The organism is Methylorubrum extorquens (genome assembly GCF_024169925.1).
GTDB classification, from domain to species: Bacteria; Pseudomonadota; Alphaproteobacteria; order Rhizobiales; family Beijerinckiaceae; genus Methylobacterium; species Methylobacterium extorquens_A.
The window spans coordinates 2,923,193-2,938,023 of the sequence record NZ_JALJXF010000001.1 but is presented as its reverse complement, the minus strand read 5'-3'; the positions used below and the strand labels follow the sequence as shown (position 1 = coordinate 2,938,023).

16 protein-coding genes are annotated in these 14,831 nt (G+C 68.0%); 7 read left to right on the top strand and 9 right to left on the bottom strand.

Annotated features, from left to right (window positions below; all coding sequences use genetic code 11):
• Position 1: 1 nt before the first annotated feature.
• The 3 genes from J2W78_RS13875 to J2W78_RS13865 form a co-directional block, all read right to left on the bottom strand.
• Positions 2–562 carry an HD domain-containing protein gene (locus J2W78_RS13875; protein WP_253371347.1) on the bottom strand — a complete coding sequence of 187 codons (561 nt, stop codon included), beginning with the start codon at positions 560–562 and terminating at the stop codon, positions 2–4.
• Positions 559–1,179, bottom strand: a complete 621-nt coding sequence (locus J2W78_RS13870; RefSeq protein ID WP_003600223.1) for an urease subunit gamma — start codon at positions 1,177–1,179, stop codon at positions 559–561. Before J2W78_RS13870 ends, J2W78_RS13875 begins: the two co-directional genes overlap by 4 nt.
• 98 nt (positions 1,180–1,277) lie before the next feature.
• The gene (locus J2W78_RS13865; RefSeq protein ID WP_253374037.1) at positions 1,278–2,204 is read right to left on the bottom strand and encodes an urease accessory protein UreD; all 927 of its coding nucleotides are present in this window, start codon (positions 2,202–2,204) and stop codon (positions 1,278–1,280) included.
• A gap of 209 nt (positions 2,205–2,413) precedes the next feature.
• Between J2W78_RS13865 and J2W78_RS13860 the strand changes: the two genes are divergently transcribed.
• Positions 2,414–2,932: a flavin reductase gene (locus tag J2W78_RS13860; protein ID WP_253371345.1), complete on the top strand. Its 519-nt coding sequence runs from the start codon at positions 2,414–2,416 to the stop codon at positions 2,930–2,932.
• A gap of 233 nt (positions 2,933–3,165) precedes the next feature.
• On the opposite strand, the gene J2W78_RS13855 is transcribed toward J2W78_RS13860, so the two are convergent.
• The gene (locus J2W78_RS13855; protein ID WP_253371344.1) at positions 3,166–3,414 is read right to left on the bottom strand and encodes a hypothetical protein; all 249 of its coding nucleotides are present in this window, start codon (positions 3,412–3,414) and stop codon (positions 3,166–3,168) included.
• A 640-nt stretch (positions 3,415–4,054) separates the two neighbouring features.
• Positions 4,055–5,431, bottom strand: coding sequence for an 8-oxoguanine deaminase (locus J2W78_RS13850; protein ID WP_253371342.1), 1,377 nt, complete (start codon positions 5,429–5,431; stop codon positions 4,055–4,057).
• Between the two features lie 277 nt (positions 5,432–5,708).
• Here J2W78_RS13850 and J2W78_RS13845 point away from each other — a divergent pair, with 277 nt between their 5' ends.
• The gene (locus J2W78_RS13845; protein ID WP_253371340.1) at positions 5,709–6,341 is read left to right on the top strand and encodes a hypothetical protein; all 633 of its coding nucleotides are present in this window, start codon (positions 5,709–5,711) and stop codon (positions 6,339–6,341) included.
• Positions 6,342–6,401: 60 nt separating this feature from the next.
• Here the strand turns inward: J2W78_RS13845 and J2W78_RS13840 are convergent, their stop codons facing one another.
• The gene (locus J2W78_RS13840; protein WP_003600212.1) at positions 6,402–6,635 is read right to left on the bottom strand and encodes a hypothetical protein; all 234 of its coding nucleotides are present in this window, start codon (positions 6,633–6,635) and stop codon (positions 6,402–6,404) included.
• A 531-nt stretch (positions 6,636–7,166) separates the two neighbouring features.
• Here J2W78_RS13840 and J2W78_RS13835 point away from each other — a divergent pair.
• Positions 7,167–8,180 (top strand): NAD-dependent epimerase/dehydratase family protein, encoded by a 1,014-nt coding sequence (locus J2W78_RS13835; RefSeq protein WP_253371338.1) that lies wholly within the window; start codon positions 7,167–7,169, stop codon positions 8,178–8,180.
• A 232-nt stretch (positions 8,181–8,412) separates the two neighbouring features.
• Entirely contained in the window at positions 8,413–9,729 is a 1,317-nt protein-coding gene (locus J2W78_RS13830; protein WP_253371336.1) for a UDP-glucose dehydrogenase family protein, read from the top strand.
• Between the two features lie 133 nt (positions 9,730–9,862).
• Here J2W78_RS13830 and J2W78_RS13825 read toward each other — a convergent pair whose 3' ends face one another.
• A complete protein-coding gene (locus tag J2W78_RS13825; protein WP_253371334.1) occupies positions 9,863–10,207 on the bottom strand; it encodes a hypothetical protein in 345 nt (114 codons plus the stop codon).
• Between the two features lie 722 nt (positions 10,208–10,929).
• On the opposite strand from J2W78_RS13825, the gene J2W78_RS13820 reads away from it, so the two are divergent.
• Entirely contained in the window at positions 10,930–11,157 is a 228-nt protein-coding gene (locus J2W78_RS13820) for a hypothetical protein (RefSeq protein WP_253371333.1), read from the top strand.
• A 309-nt stretch (positions 11,158–11,466) separates the two neighbouring features.
• Positions 11,467–11,739 carry a hypothetical protein gene (locus J2W78_RS13815; RefSeq protein ID WP_060770422.1) on the top strand — a complete coding sequence of 91 codons (273 nt, stop codon included), beginning with the start codon at positions 11,467–11,469 and terminating at the stop codon, positions 11,737–11,739.
• 55 nt (positions 11,740–11,794) lie between these two features.
• Here J2W78_RS13815 and ilvA read toward each other — a convergent pair whose 3' ends face one another.
• Together ilvA and J2W78_RS13805 are read right to left on the bottom strand one after the other, a co-directional pair.
• A complete protein-coding gene (gene ilvA / locus J2W78_RS13810; protein WP_253371331.1) occupies positions 11,795–13,327 on the bottom strand; it encodes a threonine ammonia-lyase, biosynthetic in 1,533 nt (510 codons plus the stop codon).
• Between the two features lie 87 nt (positions 13,328–13,414).
• A complete protein-coding gene (locus J2W78_RS13805) occupies positions 13,415–13,990 on the bottom strand; it encodes a PilZ domain-containing protein (RefSeq protein WP_253371329.1) in 576 nt (191 codons plus the stop codon).
• A gap of 453 nt (positions 13,991–14,443) precedes the next feature.
• Between J2W78_RS13805 and J2W78_RS13800 the strand changes: the two genes are divergently transcribed.
• Entirely contained in the window at positions 14,444–14,662 is a 219-nt protein-coding gene (locus tag J2W78_RS13800) for a SlyX family protein (protein WP_253371327.1), read from the top strand.
• Positions 14,663–14,831 lie beyond the last annotated feature (169 nt).

The following is a 14,831-nucleotide window of genomic DNA, read 5'->3' as shown; positions in this document are numbered from 1 at the left end:
TCTAAAGAGTCCTTCTCGCCTCGGCGACGGTGCGGTCGAAGCGATCTTCCAGGGCGGCGTTGGTGCCGCGGCAGCCCGCCACGACTTCTTCCGCCCAGGCGATGTAGTCGGCGATCCGCTGCCGCTCCCAGCCTTCCGGCGGGCTCGCCGTCAGGGAGCGGAGATTGCTGGTCTTGTCGGCGACCTTGATCGCCTTGGCACCCGCCGACTTATGCGGCGCCCCCTCGACCTGTCGGCGCTTGCGCTCCGCTTTGGGGAGAGCCTTGTCGTCCGTCACCTCCGCGACGAGGGCGGCCACGCGCGGGCCAAACAGCCGATCCAACTCCTCGCGGTCGGTCTGCGTGTCCTCGAGCGTGTCATGGAGCCAGCCGGCGGCCACGAGGGCGGCATCGGGTTCCCCCATTGTCTCGGCGAGAAGGCACGCGACCTCCGCCAGATGGTTGAGGTAGGGCTCGCGGGCGGCGCCCTTCCTCTGCTGGTCCGCATGCCGGCGGGCTGCGAAATCGGCCGCCCGGGACACGAGCGCCACGTCCTCCCGGTAAGTCGGACCGAGCCCGGTCACAGCGGCCCCATCACGTCGCCGCGGAAGCCGTAGACCTTCCGGTCGCCCGAGAGCGGCACCAGCGCCACCTCGCGGGTCGAGCCCGGCTCGAAGCGCACCGCCGTGCCCGGGGCGATGTCGAGGCGCTGGCCGCGGGCCTTGTCGCGGTCGAACACGAGACCGGGATTGGCCTCGAAGAAATGGTAGTGCGAACCGACCTGGATCGGGCGGTCCCCGGTATTGGCGACCTCGATCACCGTGCGCGGCGCGCCTGCGTTGAAGACGATCTCGCCGGGAAGCGTCGTCACCGTGCCCGGCACGTCCGCCGAGGGTGCGCCGCGGATCGGGTGGTGGACGGTCACGAGCTTGGTACCGTCTGGGAAGGTCGCCTCGACCTGGATGTCGTGGATCATCTCCGGCACCCCCTCCATCACCTGGGAGGCATCGAGGACGCGGGCGCCGGCCTGCATCAGCTCGGCGACGGAGCGCCCGTCGCGGGCGCCCTCCACCACGAAGTCGGTGATGAGGGCGATCGCCTCCGGATGGTTGAGTTTCACCCCCCGCGCCAGCCGGTTGCGGGCGACCTGGGCGGCCATGGCGACGAGGAGCTTGTCTTTCTCGCGGGGCGTGAGGAGCAAGGCGTGCGTCCTGGGTTGAGAGTCGGCCGGGCCTGAAGGTCCGCCGAGCAAGGATCATGCTCGGCCTGAGGTCAAGCTGGTCAGGAAGGTCAAGCTGGTCAGGTCTGCCACACGCGCGGCATCGGCTGCCCGCGCCATGCGGCGAGGAAGCGGGCGGCGCCGTCGCGCAAGGGTGCGACGGTGGGGGCCAGCATCCGCACGGCGAGATGGCCGTTCCAGGCGCTCGCCCCGGCCTCGACCTGCGCCGGCAGGGCGTCGAGGAGGGCGCGGGCCTCGTCGAGCCGGCCCTCCGCACGCGGCGACAGGTCGAGGATCGTCGCCAGTGCGCGGGCCCCGCCGCCGATCGCCCGGCGGCCCATGAGAGCCGTGACCGCTCCGTCGAGGCGCAGGCTGTCGGCGTAGACGAGGCGGCCGTCGCGGCGGATGCGCCAGCGATCCTCGAACAGGGCCTCTCCCAGGGTCTCGCCACGGGCGGCACGGCCAAGTACAGCGATCTCGGCGACAAGCAGCGACGCGTCGGGTGCAAGATCCGCCTCGAAGCGGCGCACCAGCCGGGCACGGTGGAACAGGATCGTCTCCTGCGGCAGCCAATCGAGCCGCCCGCCCGCGCCGACGCTGACCCGGTTGACGATCTCGGCACAGGGGCCGTCCGAGCGGTAGATCTTCTCCGCTGCGGTCGTGGTCAGCACGCAGGCCGCGCCCGGTTCGACCGTCACCGACACCGCGAACACATCGCCGCAGGCAACGCCGCCGCCGGTGTTGACCAGCACCCCCTCCAGCATCCGCTCGGCGCCCTGGCGGGGACAGCGCAGGCGCAAGGGGCCGCTCTCGGCGAGATCGACGATCCGCGTCGGCGCGTCCGCGGCCGTTCCGGCCGGGGCGACGCGCAGATCCACCGCGCCCTGCGAGCGCTGGCGGGACAGGGCGGGGCGGAGCGGTTCGGCAGGGATCGGACGGCCTCCGGCGAAGCGGGTGCCGGCTTCATCGGCCACCGGAGCCCCGGTCCGCAAGGTGGCGGGCACCACCGGTCCGGTTCCATCCCGCACCGATCTTCGGCATCGAACGCGCAGGGAGCAGGCAGCGTCGACCATTTCCGGCTATCAGAGAGTTGCTCTTCCTCTTGACCGGAGCGGCCGGAACGCCCACCGCGTCATCGTTTCAAGGGCGTTCAACCGAGCCTTGCGACGTCCTGCTCAACGATCGGGACCTCATCCGGCCCCGAGAGGCGACCGTCATGACTTCATCCAACTCCGAAGCCGTGTCTGCCTCGGCCTACCGCGAAGCGATGGCTCAGATCGCGAGCGCGGTGCATCTGGTGACCACGGACGGGCCCGGCGGCCGGATGGGTCTCACGGCGACGTCGGTGTGCAGCGTCAGCGACGGACCGCCAACACTGCTGGTCTGCCTCAACCGCGGCTCGTCCGCCTATCCCGCCTTCCGGCACAACGGCGTGTTGTGCATCAACACGCTCACGGCAGCCCACGAGAGCCTCGCCGCCGATTTCGCCGGCCGGGTGCGCCAGGGCGCGCGCTTCGATGGGACGGTCTGGCGCACGCTGCGAACCGGGGCTCCGGTGCTGCCGGATGCCCTCGTCGCCTTTGATTGCCGGATCGTCGATCGCCACGAGGTCGGCACGCATGACGTGCTGATCTGCGAAGTCGAAGCGCTCACCGGGACCGGCGGCGGCGCCAGCCTGCTTTATGCCGGGCGGCACTACCGCGTGCTGCCGCGCCCGGATTCCAAGGACGATTGATAATCCTTAGACGGGCGGAAAGCAGGCCGCGTCTCTGAGCGCGGAGCAGGCTTATCTCGCAACGGCCCTCGATCGAGGCGCAGCACCAGCGTCCTTGAAGCTCGCCGCGACGTCTCCCGCAGTCTAAAGGTGCCGGGGATCGACGGCTCGCGCGTGCTTCGAGACCGAGCTTGCGCCCGGCCGCTCGGCCAGGAGCGGACGGGCCTCCCGAAGCAACGCCGCGTAACAGACGCTCAGCGCTCGTAGTGGCGCGCGCGGGCGGTGTTGGCGTTGAAGGTGCTGCGGGCCGGACGCTGCGACGCGACCAAACCGGGATCGCGATCCGGAACGCCGAACAGGTTCAGCCCCTCGGCCGAGCGGGGCACGCTGCCGGTCGTTTCCGGCTGCTGCGCCCCGGCCATCCGGCCCCGGTCGCCAGCGAAGGCGCCACCCGCCGAGACAGTGAGCGCGATGAGTGCGGCGGAGAAGATGCGTACGGACATTTTGTTGTCTCCCGAACGAGGTGTTTCGGTCAGGGAGTTAAGCACGACAGAAGCAGGATGCTCACAGAATTTGTGCAGCCGTGTCCGACAAATAGCCACAACATGCACACGATATGGGCACTGGAAGAACCCCGCGGAGTCTTCGACCAACGAGCGAGAGCGCAACGCAAAATATGATGTATATTTTTCAGTTACTTAATAGAAAAATGGAAAGGCTGCCTGATCCCTTGGCATGTGGCATGATCCTTTCCCATTATGTGTGGGCGGACACGGAGCGCGTTGCTGACGGGATTACCCGAGCGGCATTCCGTTGAGAATCACCAGGGTGGCCGCGATCACCCCTTTCAGCCGACCATCGCCCCGATCTGCGCCTGCAGTTCGCCGGTGGGCGAAATACCCTACCCGGACGCACGAGGCCGAATGGCACCTGCTTGATCGGACTGTCGTGCTTGACGGTCGCCGGCCGGCGGCGGGCGTCACGACCGAAGCCGTCGAGATCGTTGGGAATGGATCGGAGCCGGTCGCGACGCAGGACCTCCACCCCGACATCGGCGAGAATTTTTTACGCCGGGCTCACCCTGCCGAAGCCCGCTTTCCTCGACGTGGTGCCCCTCGTGGCCAGCCCTTGGCGCGACCAGACCTATCGTGGAAGCTGATCGTCGCCGAACAGGGACCGGGCGAGCCGCGAATGATCCTCGCGCAGGCGTCCGGTCTCGAGGCCGAGCGGCTGCCCGTCGATCACCCGCCACGCGCCCGCGACCATGACCCGGTCGGCCCGGTGGGCGCCGCACAGCACGAGCGCCGCGAGCGGATCGTGGGCGCCGGAGAAGCGCAGTTCGTCCAGGGTGAACAGGGCCAGATCCGCCTCCCGGCCGGGCTCGATCCGGCCGATGTCGTCGCGCCCGAGGCAGCGGGCCGAGCCCTCTGTCGCCCAGCGCAAGGCATCGAGATGGGTCACCGCCTCGGCGCCGTAGGTCAGGCGGTTGATCATCAGGGCGTGGCGCACGCCCTCCATCAGGTTCGAACTGTCGTTGGAGGCCGAGCCGTCGACGCCGAGGCCGACGGGCGAGCCCGCCGCCTCCAACTCGCAGGTCCGGCACTGGCCCGAGGCCAGCACCATGTTCGAGGTCGGGCAATGGCACACGCCGACGCCCGCCGCGCCGAGGCGCCTCACCTCGTCATCGTTGAAATGGATGCCGTGGGCGAGCCAGGCCCGCGAGGTCATCCAGCCGACCTCTTCAAGATAGTCCACCGGTCGCTGCCCGAACGCCTCCAGGCAGAAGGCGTTCTCGTCACGGGTCTCGCCGAGATGAGTGTGGAGCGGGCAATCGTAGCGCTCGGCCAGCACGGCGCTCTCGCGCATCAGCCGCTTGGTGACGGCAAAGGGTGAGCAGGGGGCGAGCCCGATCCGCACCATCGCACCGGGCGCGGGATCGTGGAACAGGCGCAGCACCCGCTCGCTGTCGGCGAGGATCGTGTCGTCGTCCTGCACCAGCGCCTTGGGCGGAAGGCCGCCCTCTTCCTGCGACAGGCTCATCGAGCCGCGGGTGACGACGGCGCGGATGCCGAGGCGGCGCGCCTCCTCGACCTGGATGTCGACGGCGTTCTCCAGCCCTTGCGGGAACAGGTAGTGATGGTCGCCCGCCGTGGTGCAGCCGGACAGCAGCAACTCGGTGTAGGCGAGCCGCGTGGCAAGCCGGAACGCCTCCGGCGTCAGCCGTCCCCAGATGCCGTAGAGCGCCTGAAGCCAGGGAAACAGCGGCTTGTTGATTGCCGCCGGATGGGCGCGTGTCAGCGTCTGGAAGAAGTGGTGATGCGTGTTGACGAGGCCGGGGATGACGACGTGCCGCCCGGCCTCGAACGTCTCGTCCACCGGCGCGGAGGGCTGCCCGCCGGCCGGAACCCGTTCGGCGATGCGGCTGCCCTCGACGACCACGCCCCCGCCGGCTCCCTCCGCCAGAATCGCCAGGGGATCGCGTATCCAGAGGCGCCGCGCCGCCGTGCCATCCGCTGCCATGCCGACTCCCGAGATCTTCGAAGGTGAGACCGGACCCGTTACCGCTCCGGCTGCATCGAGCGGCAGAATTAGAGGTTGAGACGGCGAGGAGAAACCGGCTTGCCGACGATCAGGGGGGCGAAAGAGGCGAATGCGCTGCGCGGTTTGATACATGGATCTATGGACGCCGCGCAGGGGTGCCCCTATTCTTACGAACGCTTCCGCGGCGGGTGCCTGTGCAACCGGCGTGAAAGCCTAAGGCCGGCGTTGTCCTTCTCCGACCCCGAGAGGATTTTCCATGTCGCGCGGCATCCGCTTTCCGACCCTTCTCCTCGTGCTCGGCACGATGCTGACGGCATCCCCCTCGGGCGCCCAGGACAAGCCTGCCGGTCAATGGACCGATCCACCGGCCAAGGTGGATACGCCGGCGATGAACGCCGCGGCGAAACCGGCCGCGACCCCTGCGAAAATCGACGAGCCCAGGGTCTCGGCCCGCCCCGAGGCGCGCCCAATGCGACGCACGGCCAAGATCCGGCGGGAACGGATCCGGACAGCCACGAGCCGCGCCAGGCCGATACGACAGGTAGCAGTGGAGGTGTCGCGGAAAGCGGAGCGTCCACCGAGCAGGCGTATCGTGGCCCGCATGACGCCGCCACCGCGGACGACGAGGGTCACGGGACGCCGCCCGAGTCCGGTCTACGGGTCCATCGCGCCCGACGCCCCGGCCTATGTCTATTACGAACAGCGCCGCTTCGGGGCCGCCGGGAGCAGACCGCGCGATCTCGGTCTGCCTCCAGAGGGCGGACCGGCTTACCGGACCGTCGGGATGCGGGGAGACGGCCACCTCGTCATGCGCTGGCGCGGACCGGGCGTGCCGACCGGCTTCGTGATCAACCACCCATCTCCGTTCGACCAATTCGGTGAGGAATAAGGTGGTCGGCCCCACCCTTCGACGAGGCGGAGCCTTGGTCTTGAAGACGTGAGGCGCGCTTCAGCGAGCGCGGCCGGGGCGAGCCGGCTCGAACACGATGCGGCGGTGATAGGCGCACCAGCTCTTACCATCGGCGACCGGAGCCCCGCAGCACACGGCCTGGTCACTCGGCTCACCGATGATGAACTTGCAGACGAAGGTACCGGATTGCGCGAAGGGGACACGAAGATCGGCGGAGGGTTCGGCAATCGCATCGGCCTCACCGACTTGCGGCAGGCGGAAAAGCTGGTTCATCGTGCGGACACTCGGTGTTCGAACTCGCTGGACCCAAGCGAGGGGCGGCACAGCGCCCTGGGCCTGGACGGATGTTTCGGCCGGCCCATGCGTCTCACATGATCCGTACGACGACGGTCAGTCCCGGCGGAGTGCGGGACCGACGTCGCGAGCGGGCGCAAGACGAAGGTCGGCTGATAGTCTGGCGTAAGTATACCTGATTTCCCGATAAACAACCCCTAAGCCGGCGCGACAGCTGCGCGCTGGAAGCAGGGTTACCCTGTTCACCGGGTGAAAGGCAGGCGGCCACTTGCCTGAAAAACCCTGTGAAAACGATAATCAACGTTGAGACACAACGTTCCCAACCCCGCCGGCGACCCACCGCACGACGGGTCATCGCGTTCCTTGCGACGCGGACGGGCGGAAGCTATCCCGCTGCGGAGTGCCTCATGAAAATCCCCGTCACCGATCGTGTCTCCTCTTGGCACGGCGGCGCAGCGGGCATTGAGTGAAAGGCACGAATCCTTTGGAAGACGGCGCACCGGGCCCCGCATGCATGCTCTCGTCACGGGCTCGGCCGGCTTCATCGGCCACGCGCTGAGCCGCCGCTTGCTGGCGGCGGGCTTCGGCGTGACGGGGTTCGACGGCCTCTCGCCCTATTACGATGTCGGTCTGAAGCGAGCCCGGCACGCGGATCTCGCCCGATATCCCGGCTTCGAGGCGGTCGAGGCGCGGCTCGAGACGCCCGGCGCGCTCCTCGACGTGATGGCGCGGGTCAAGCCGAACCTCGTCTTCCATCTCGCGGCACAGGCGGGCGTTCGCTACAGCCTCATCGACCCCGGCGCCTATGTCGAGGCGAACCTCGTCGGCTTCGCCAACCTGCTGGAGGCGGTGCGCGCGCACCCCGTCAAGCACCTGCTCGTCGCCTCGACCAGTTCGGCCTATGGCGGCAATGCGAGCGTCCCGTTCCGCGAGACCGACCGTGCGGTCTCGCCGCTCACCCTCTATGCCGCCTCGAAACTCGCCAACGAGGCGATGGCGCATTCCTACGCCCACCTGTTCAGTGTGCCGACGACCGCGTTCCGCTTCTTTACGGTCTACGGACCGTGGGGGCGGCCGGACATGGCCCTGTTCCTGTTCACCCGGAAGATCCTGGCGGGCGAGCCGATCGAGGTGTTCGGCGAGGGGGCGGCGGAGCGCGATTTCACCTTCATCGACGATCTCATCGACGCGATCGTCGCGCTGGCGGAGTGCCCGCCGCCGATGCCGTCCGCGGGTGGCCCGGTCTCGGCCGCCGACACCCTGAGCACGGTCGCGCCCTATCGTCTGGTCAATATCGGCGGCGGCCGTCCGGTCCGGCTCGATGCCATGATCGGCGCCCTGGAGACGGCCCTCGGGCGCAAAGCCGAGCGCGTGCTGAAGCCGCTGCCGCCCGGCGACGTGATCCGCACCCATGCGAGCCCCGACTTGCTGCGCGACCTCGTCGGCCGCTTGCCCGAGACGCCGCTGGAGACCGGCATCCCCGCCTTCGTGAGGTGGTATCTCGACTATTACGGGGACCCATAGAGCCCTTGCGGGCCGGCGCCTGCGGGGACGAGGCACTGGATGGCGCATCGCTCCGCCCTTGTTCCCGAAAACGGATCACAGCCTTTCGGGCTCTTACCTTCCCCGGATGCGCCCACACCGGCCACGCTGAGCGAATTGCCCGCACCGGAAAATATGCCGACCCTCGTGACGGGCGGTCTCCTCGACAGTTCTCGAGGATCAGGATCCGCCGCTTCAGGGAGACGGACCACCGATGCGCATCGCGATGATTGGCTCGGGCTATGTCGGCCTCGTGTCGGGCGCCTGCCTCGCCGATTTCGGCCACGAGGTCGTCTGCATCGACAAGGATCCCGGCAAGATCGCCGCCCTCAACGAGGGCCGCATGCCGATCTACGAGCCCGGCCTCGACACCCTCGTCGCCGAGAACGTCCGCGCCAAACGCCTCACCTTCTCCACCGACCTCAGACCCGCCGTGGCGAGCGCCCAGGCCGTGTTCATCGCGGTCGGCACCCCGTCCCGCCGCGGCGACGGCTTTGCCGACCTCTCCTACGTCACCGCCGCGGCCCGCGAGATCGCCGAGGCGCTGACCGGCTACGCCGTGGTCGTCACCAAATCGACCGTCCCCGTCGGCACCGGCGACGAGGTCGAGCGCATCATTCGCGAGGCCCGGCCCGACCTCGACGTCGGCGTGGCCTCCAACCCCGAATTCCTGCGCGAGGGCGCGGCGATCGACGACTTCAAGCGGCCCGACCGCATCGTCATCGGCGCCGAGGACAACCGAGTGGCCGCCGTGATGCAGGAGGTCTACCGCCCGCTCTACCTCAACGCCGCGCCGATCCTGCTCACCGGGCGGCGGACGGCCGAGCTGACCAAGTACGCCGCCAACGCGTTCCTGGCCACGAAGATCACCTTCATCAACGAGATCGCGGATCTGTGCGAGCAGGTCGGCGCCAACGTGCAGGAGGTCGCCCGCGGCATCGGCCTCGACAACCGCATCGGCTCCAAGTTCCTGCATGCCGGGCCGGGCTATGGCGGCTCGTGCTTCCCGAAGGACACGCTGGCGCTGGTGAAGACGGCGCAAGATTACGGCACGCCGGTTCGGATCGTCGAAACGGTGGTGGCGGTCAACGATCAGCGGAAGCGGGCGATGGCGCGCAAGGTGATCGCGGCCTGCGGCGGCAGCGTCCGGGGCAAGCGGGTGGCGCTCCTGGGTCTGACGTTCAAGCCGAACACCGACGACATGCGCGACGCGCCCTCGCTGTCGATCATCGCCGGGTTGCAGGATGCGGGCGCGCAGATCGTCGCCTACGATCCGGAGGGGATGGAGCAGGCCCGGTCTCTGCTGCAGGGCGTCGCTTACGCCGAGGACGCCTATGCCTGCGCGGAAGGGGCGGACGCGCTGGTGATCGTGACCGAGTGGAACGCGTTCCGGGCGCTGGATCTCGCCCGACTGAAGAGCCTGATGCGCGCCCCGGTCCTTGTCGATCTCCGCAACGTCTACGCACCGGAAGAGGCCCGCCGCCAAGGCCTTCGCCATGTCGGCGTCGGCGCCCTGGCCCTCTACGATTGACCCGGCCGTCGTTCGATCCGTCCGCGGAGCAACAGCCCGAAAGCCGGAGACCACCTTTCGGGACGATGCTTTAGCCTTCTAATTTTGCATCGTCTTTTTCCGAAAGCCGGGGACCACCTTTCGGGACGATGCTCTATCGCGCCGCGCGGCGGGCTAGCAGGAGATGCATCCCCTGCGCCGCGAGCCCTCCGGCCACCGCCGCGCCGCCCTTCACCAGAAAATCGACGAGCCGGCCATGCCGGCTCACGGTCAGGCCCTGTGCCGCCTCAAGCCCCCCGGCGAGCGCGACGGCCGCAACGAGCGCCCATCCCCAACGTCGCGGATAGGAGAGCACGAGCAGGAAGCCGAACAGCGCGTAGGCGCCGGCCCGCTCCAGGGTCGGCGAAGCCAGGACCGGACGCGCCTCGAGCGGCGAAAGCGTCACGGCGACGAGGCCGATGGCCACGATCCATGCCATCAGGCGAACAAGCGTCAGCATAGGATCTCGTGCGCGCAAGCCGGCACCAAGGTCAAGCATGCCGGTCGAGCGCGCCGTGGAAGCCCCGATGCCGCCGATCAGGTTTACTCCACCGATGCGGCGATCAGCGAGAAGATCAGACCGAGGGCGAGGTTGCAGGCGAGCAGGATCACGAACAGGGTCATGGCCGCGTCACGCCGTGCAGGACAGAACGACGGTGGGCCAGCGGGAACGGCACGAGGCCTCGTGGCGCATCCGGCGGGCGCGTCGTGCTCCGGACCGGGCCCCGCCTGCCGACGGAACCGCCATCCTCGGAGCGAGCCTGCCGTACAGCGCCGAGTGCCGGGAGGCATGGAACAAGGCAGTATACGATCCGAATGATCGAGGCGGCCCAGGCGGCGACGACGATCTTCGGCATCTTTCCCCTCACGACATCTCACGTTTCGCAAGAAGCGGGTTAGCCTTGGCTGTTTGCGAGCATGTTGCGTCAAATGTTGCGTTGAGTGCACGCCGGGTCGGATGCGGTGACGGGCGGGCCGTCATGCGCTGCGAAGCTCAGAAATGTCATTAGAGATGCCTGCGGCTACTTAAGTGCAAATGATGCCGGATATCCCTAATTTGGAGGATGCAATTGTCCCGAAATCGTTGCCTGCTACGTCCCGAGGGGAACGGGCCGCAGTGAGACCGGGGCGCGCCAAGGGGGCGCCGGCTGCGGCGCGGTGCCCCCCCGAGGGGGACGAGTCATGATGAGGAATGGGGCGGTTCATCCGCGTTGGGTCCTGCGCAGGGACGAGCGGCGGACCGGGCGATACGACGGCGACAAGGTGGTGCGGTGGATCGCACGCCCGACGCTGATGAAGGGGCGCAAGAAGGGATCGGCCACAGCCGACGCGGAGGACGGCACGGGAAGCTACGCGCCGCCGTCCCGGCCGAACGGATACGGCGGCCTGCGGATCGTCTCCGACTCTTGATGTGACGGGAGAGGTCAGGGGAAGCGCCGATTCCATGGGGCACGCGCTCGATTCCCTCGCACGGAGCCCCAGTGCACAATCAGGCCACCGCAGCGCGGATGTCTTGCAATCACGGTCGGCGTGCGACGCTCATGTCGAAGCCGGCCGAGGACCGGGATGGTTTCCGCACCGGTTCCGGGACGGTTTCCGCAGGATCCGTGAGGATTTACGCTACCCTCGACCTGGGAATCCCTTGGCAAGCTCTTCGGCGCGGTACATGCTCGTCTTCGAAAGCCGCCGGACAACGCGGCGGCATCGGAGGGTCGTCCCATGCTCGCCGCCAACCGCTTGGTCAAATCGGCCTGGATCGCCGTCGATGTCACCAAGGAGCGCACCGAACGGGTGCTCGTAGTCGAGGCCTATATCGCCGTCAGTCCACTGGAGAAGAACTTCGACGCCCACCGCTACGACAAGGTCGTGGAGGATGTGCGCCGCGTTCTCGCCGAGCATCCCGAGATCGACCGTGCCTCGATCCTGAGCATGCACCGGGATGCCGGCTGCACGGCCCTGTTCCGCAGCCAGCCCGCACCCGCCACGGCGTGACCGGTCCTCTCCGGCGTATCGGTCGCCGCCGGCCCTCGCCCGGCGGGACGGTGCGTCAGTGGCCGGCCGCGCCGATGCCATTGTCGAGGAACAGCCGGTAGGCCGGGTTGTCGGTTTCGTCGACATAGGGATAGGCGAGCGCTTCGAGGGCGGCGTCGAAACGGGCGCGCTCCACCGCCGGCACCTCGATCCCGGCGAGCACACGGCCGTAATCGGCGCCGTGATTGCGGTAATGGAACAGGCTGATGTTGAAGCCGTCGCCGAGTGCTTCGAGGAACTTCATCAGCGCGCCCGGCCGCTCGGGGAACTGGAAGCGGTAGAGCCGCTCGTCGGCAAGCCCCTGGGCGCGCCCGCCCACCATGTAGCGGACATGGACCTTGGCCATCTCGTTATCGCTCATGTCGGCGACACGGTAGCCGGCACTTTCCAGGGCGGCGATCAGGTCGCGCTTCTCGGACTTGCCCCCGGGCAGGTTGATGCCGACGAAGATGCGCGCGTCACTGCCTTGCGCGTAGCGGTAGTTGAATTCGGTGATCGCGCGGGGGCCGAGCGCCCCGATGAAGGCGCGGTAGGCGCCGGGCCGCTCGGGGATGGTGACGCCGAGCAGCACCTCACGCTCCTCGCCGATCTCCGCCCGCTCGGCGATATGGCGCAGACGGTCGAAGTTGAGGTTTGCGCCCGACGAGATCGCCACCAGCGGCCCGGCGCCGGGGTTCCGTGCAGACCAGGCCTTGGCCCCGGCCAGACTCAGCGCTCCCGACGGCTCGGAGATCGCGCGGGTGTCGTCGAAGATGTCCTTGACGGCGGCACACATCGCGTCGGTATCGACGGTGATGACTGCGTCGAGATGCTCGCGGCAGAGGCGGAAGGTTTCCTCGCCGGCCTGCCGCACCGCGACGCCGTCGGCGAACAGGCCGACGCTCGGCAGAATCACCCGGTCGCCCGCCCGGATCGCCTCGGACATGGTGGCAGCGTCGTCCGGCTCGACGCCGATCACCTTCGTCTCGGGCCGCAGGTACTTCACGAAGGTGGCGATACCGGCGGCCAACCCACCGCCGCCGATCGGCACGAAGATCGCCTCGATCGGCCCGGTATGCTGATGCAGGATCTCCATGCCGATCGTACCCTGTCCGGCGATCACTTCGGGATCGTCGAACGGGTGCAGGAAGGTCAGGCCCCACTGGGCTTCGAGGCGCCGAGCCTCCGCCAGAGCCTCGTCGAAGGCGTCGCCGTGCAGCACCACCTCGGCGCCCCGCGCCCGGCAGGCATCGACCTTGATCGCAGGCGTCGTGCGCGGCATCACGATCACCGCCCGCACGCCGAGCTTGGCCGCGGCCAGCGCCACGCCCTGCGCGTGATTACCGGCCGAGGCGCAGATCACGCCGCTCTCGAGCCGCTCCTTCGGCAGCGACGCCATCTTGTTGTAGGCGCCGCGCAGCTTGAACGAGAAGACCGGCTGGAGATCCTCGCGCTTGAGCAGCACGGGGCGGCCAAGCCGTTTCGTCAGGCGGGGCATCGGATCGAGGGGGCTCTCGATCGCCACGTCGTAGACGCGGGCGGAGAGGATCTTCTTGATGTAGTCGGTCACGGGCAGGCTTTCGGCCGCGTCATCGGGCAGGGCACGCCCGGCACTTAGTCCTTCCGCGGCCGGGATGCGAGGGGAGAGGCTGCACCGTCAGAGTCGGATCCCGGCATGAACCTGCCCCGGATCGAAGGGAAAGACGAAGGCGGCGCCGATGCCGTCGCGGAAGATGCGCACCACCTGCGCGGCCGTGCCGCCGATGGTGATGCGCGCCCCGCGCGCGAGCGTGTGATCGAGCGCCAGTGCCGCGCCGGACGCCGAGATGTTGATGAGCCGACCCGGCAGGACGCGACCGTCGTCGAGGGTCACGAGCACGTCCTTGCGCGCCGGGTTGATCCGCGGATGCGCCCGCTCCGCCTCGAAGGTCCGCCCCTGCTCGCGGGCCAGCGCCAGCATGGTGCGGGCAACCTCGGCCGCCCGCTGCCGGGATGCCATGAGGCGGACGACGAACAGGTTGTCACCGCTGCTGACGACGCGGGCCTCGATCTGCCCGATGTAGCGGATGCTGCAGGTGAGCGGCTCATCGATCGCCGGATCGGAAGCCGAGCGGAAAGTGATTCCGTCCCGCGAAAGATCCTGCGTCACCGCGTAGAAGTCGGGCTGCCGCCGGCTCCAACAGAGCGCAGGGAGAAACACCGTATGAATGTTGGAGGCTGGACGCTCGATCATGGTGCCATGTGTCATCGTTGCGCAACACTGGCCTCATGACCCTGAAGGGAAAACATCGAGATTTCTTCGATTTTTCCAAAAATTCAGCGGGCTATTTGGCGGATCGAGCGCTCAAATGCGAACACAAGCCACTGGGATTTACGGTTGGTCCGATCATACTTTTCTTGAGATCGAAGGGGATCGACTTCGGGCAAATTCGGCCAATGCCAGCCCGATCATCGACAAAATCTATACACGACAGTCATGTCGGCACACGAACAAGATGCCAACACCAACATGAGATAGAATTCGACGGCGCGATCTCAGACCGTATGAGTCCGGCCCTCATCTGATAGCCATTCCGAGGGAGCATAACGCTCATGCTCGCATCCGATGGTGAACGGGACGGGGTTCATCCACCCCTTTCGTCAGAGCCAGTTGTCAGGCAGCGGCCGCTCCAGGCATGATTGGGCGATGAGCGAACTTCCGCCCGACACCGATCGCCTTGCACGTCTCGAAATTCGGCTGACCGAGCAGGAGACCGTGATCGAGGATCTGAACGCGGCCATCACCGCGCAGTGGAAGGTGATCGACCGGCTCACCCGGCAGCTCGGCCGGTTGCAGGAGCAAGTCGAGGACAGCGCCTTCCGGAGCGCCAGCGGCGCACCGGAGCCGCCACCACCGCATTACTGATGCGGGTCGGCTCCGTGCGGGCAGGGGAGGGCGACCTGCATCCGCCTATCGGGCCGGGCGAGCGCGAATGCTGATATCGGCCCGCGCCGTACTGCTATCCCCGTGCAGGGTCGCACCGCGGTCGATCGGTGGGGTGATACGGTTTCCGCTTGATCCAAACGGGAACCGC

Excerpts from the sequence above, each read along its gene's own strand:
- J2W78_RS13860 (WP_253371345.1), top strand. The coding sequence starts at position 2,414 with ATGACTTCATCCAACTCCGAAGCCGTGTCTGCCTCGGCCTACCGCGAA.
- J2W78_RS13800 (WP_253371327.1), top strand. The coding sequence starts at position 14,444 with ATGAGCGAACTTCCGCCCGACACCGATCGCCTTGCACGTCTCGAAATT.
- J2W78_RS13855 (WP_253371344.1), bottom strand. The coding sequence starts at position 3,414 with ATGTCCGTACGCATCTTCTCCGCCGCACTCATCGCGCTCACTGTCTCG.
- J2W78_RS13835 (WP_253371338.1), top strand. The coding sequence starts at position 7,167 with ATGCATGCTCTCGTCACGGGCTCGGCCGGCTTCATCGGCCACGCGCTG.
- J2W78_RS13815 (WP_060770422.1), top strand. The coding sequence starts at position 11,467 with ATGCTCGCCGCCAACCGCTTGGTCAAATCGGCCTGGATCGCCGTCGAT.
- J2W78_RS13840 (WP_003600212.1), bottom strand. The coding sequence starts at position 6,635 with ATGAACCAGCTTTTCCGCCTGCCGCAAGTCGGTGAGGCCGATGCGATT.
- J2W78_RS13850 (WP_253371342.1), bottom strand. The coding sequence starts at position 5,431 with ATGGCAGCGGATGGCACGGCGGCGCGGCGCCTCTGGATACGCGATCCC.
- J2W78_RS13825 (WP_253371334.1), bottom strand. The coding sequence starts at position 10,207 with ATGCTGACGCTTGTTCGCCTGATGGCATGGATCGTGGCCATCGGCCTC.
- J2W78_RS13845 (WP_253371340.1), top strand. The coding sequence starts at position 5,709 with ATGTCGCGCGGCATCCGCTTTCCGACCCTTCTCCTCGTGCTCGGCACG.
- J2W78_RS13830 (WP_253371336.1), top strand. The coding sequence starts at position 8,413 with ATGCGCATCGCGATGATTGGCTCGGGCTATGTCGGCCTCGTGTCGGGC.
- J2W78_RS13805 (WP_253371329.1), bottom strand. The coding sequence starts at position 13,990 with ATGATCGAGCGTCCAGCCTCCAACATTCATACGGTGTTTCTCCCTGCG.
- J2W78_RS13820 (WP_253371333.1), top strand. The coding sequence starts at position 10,930 with ATGATGAGGAATGGGGCGGTTCATCCGCGTTGGGTCCTGCGCAGGGAC.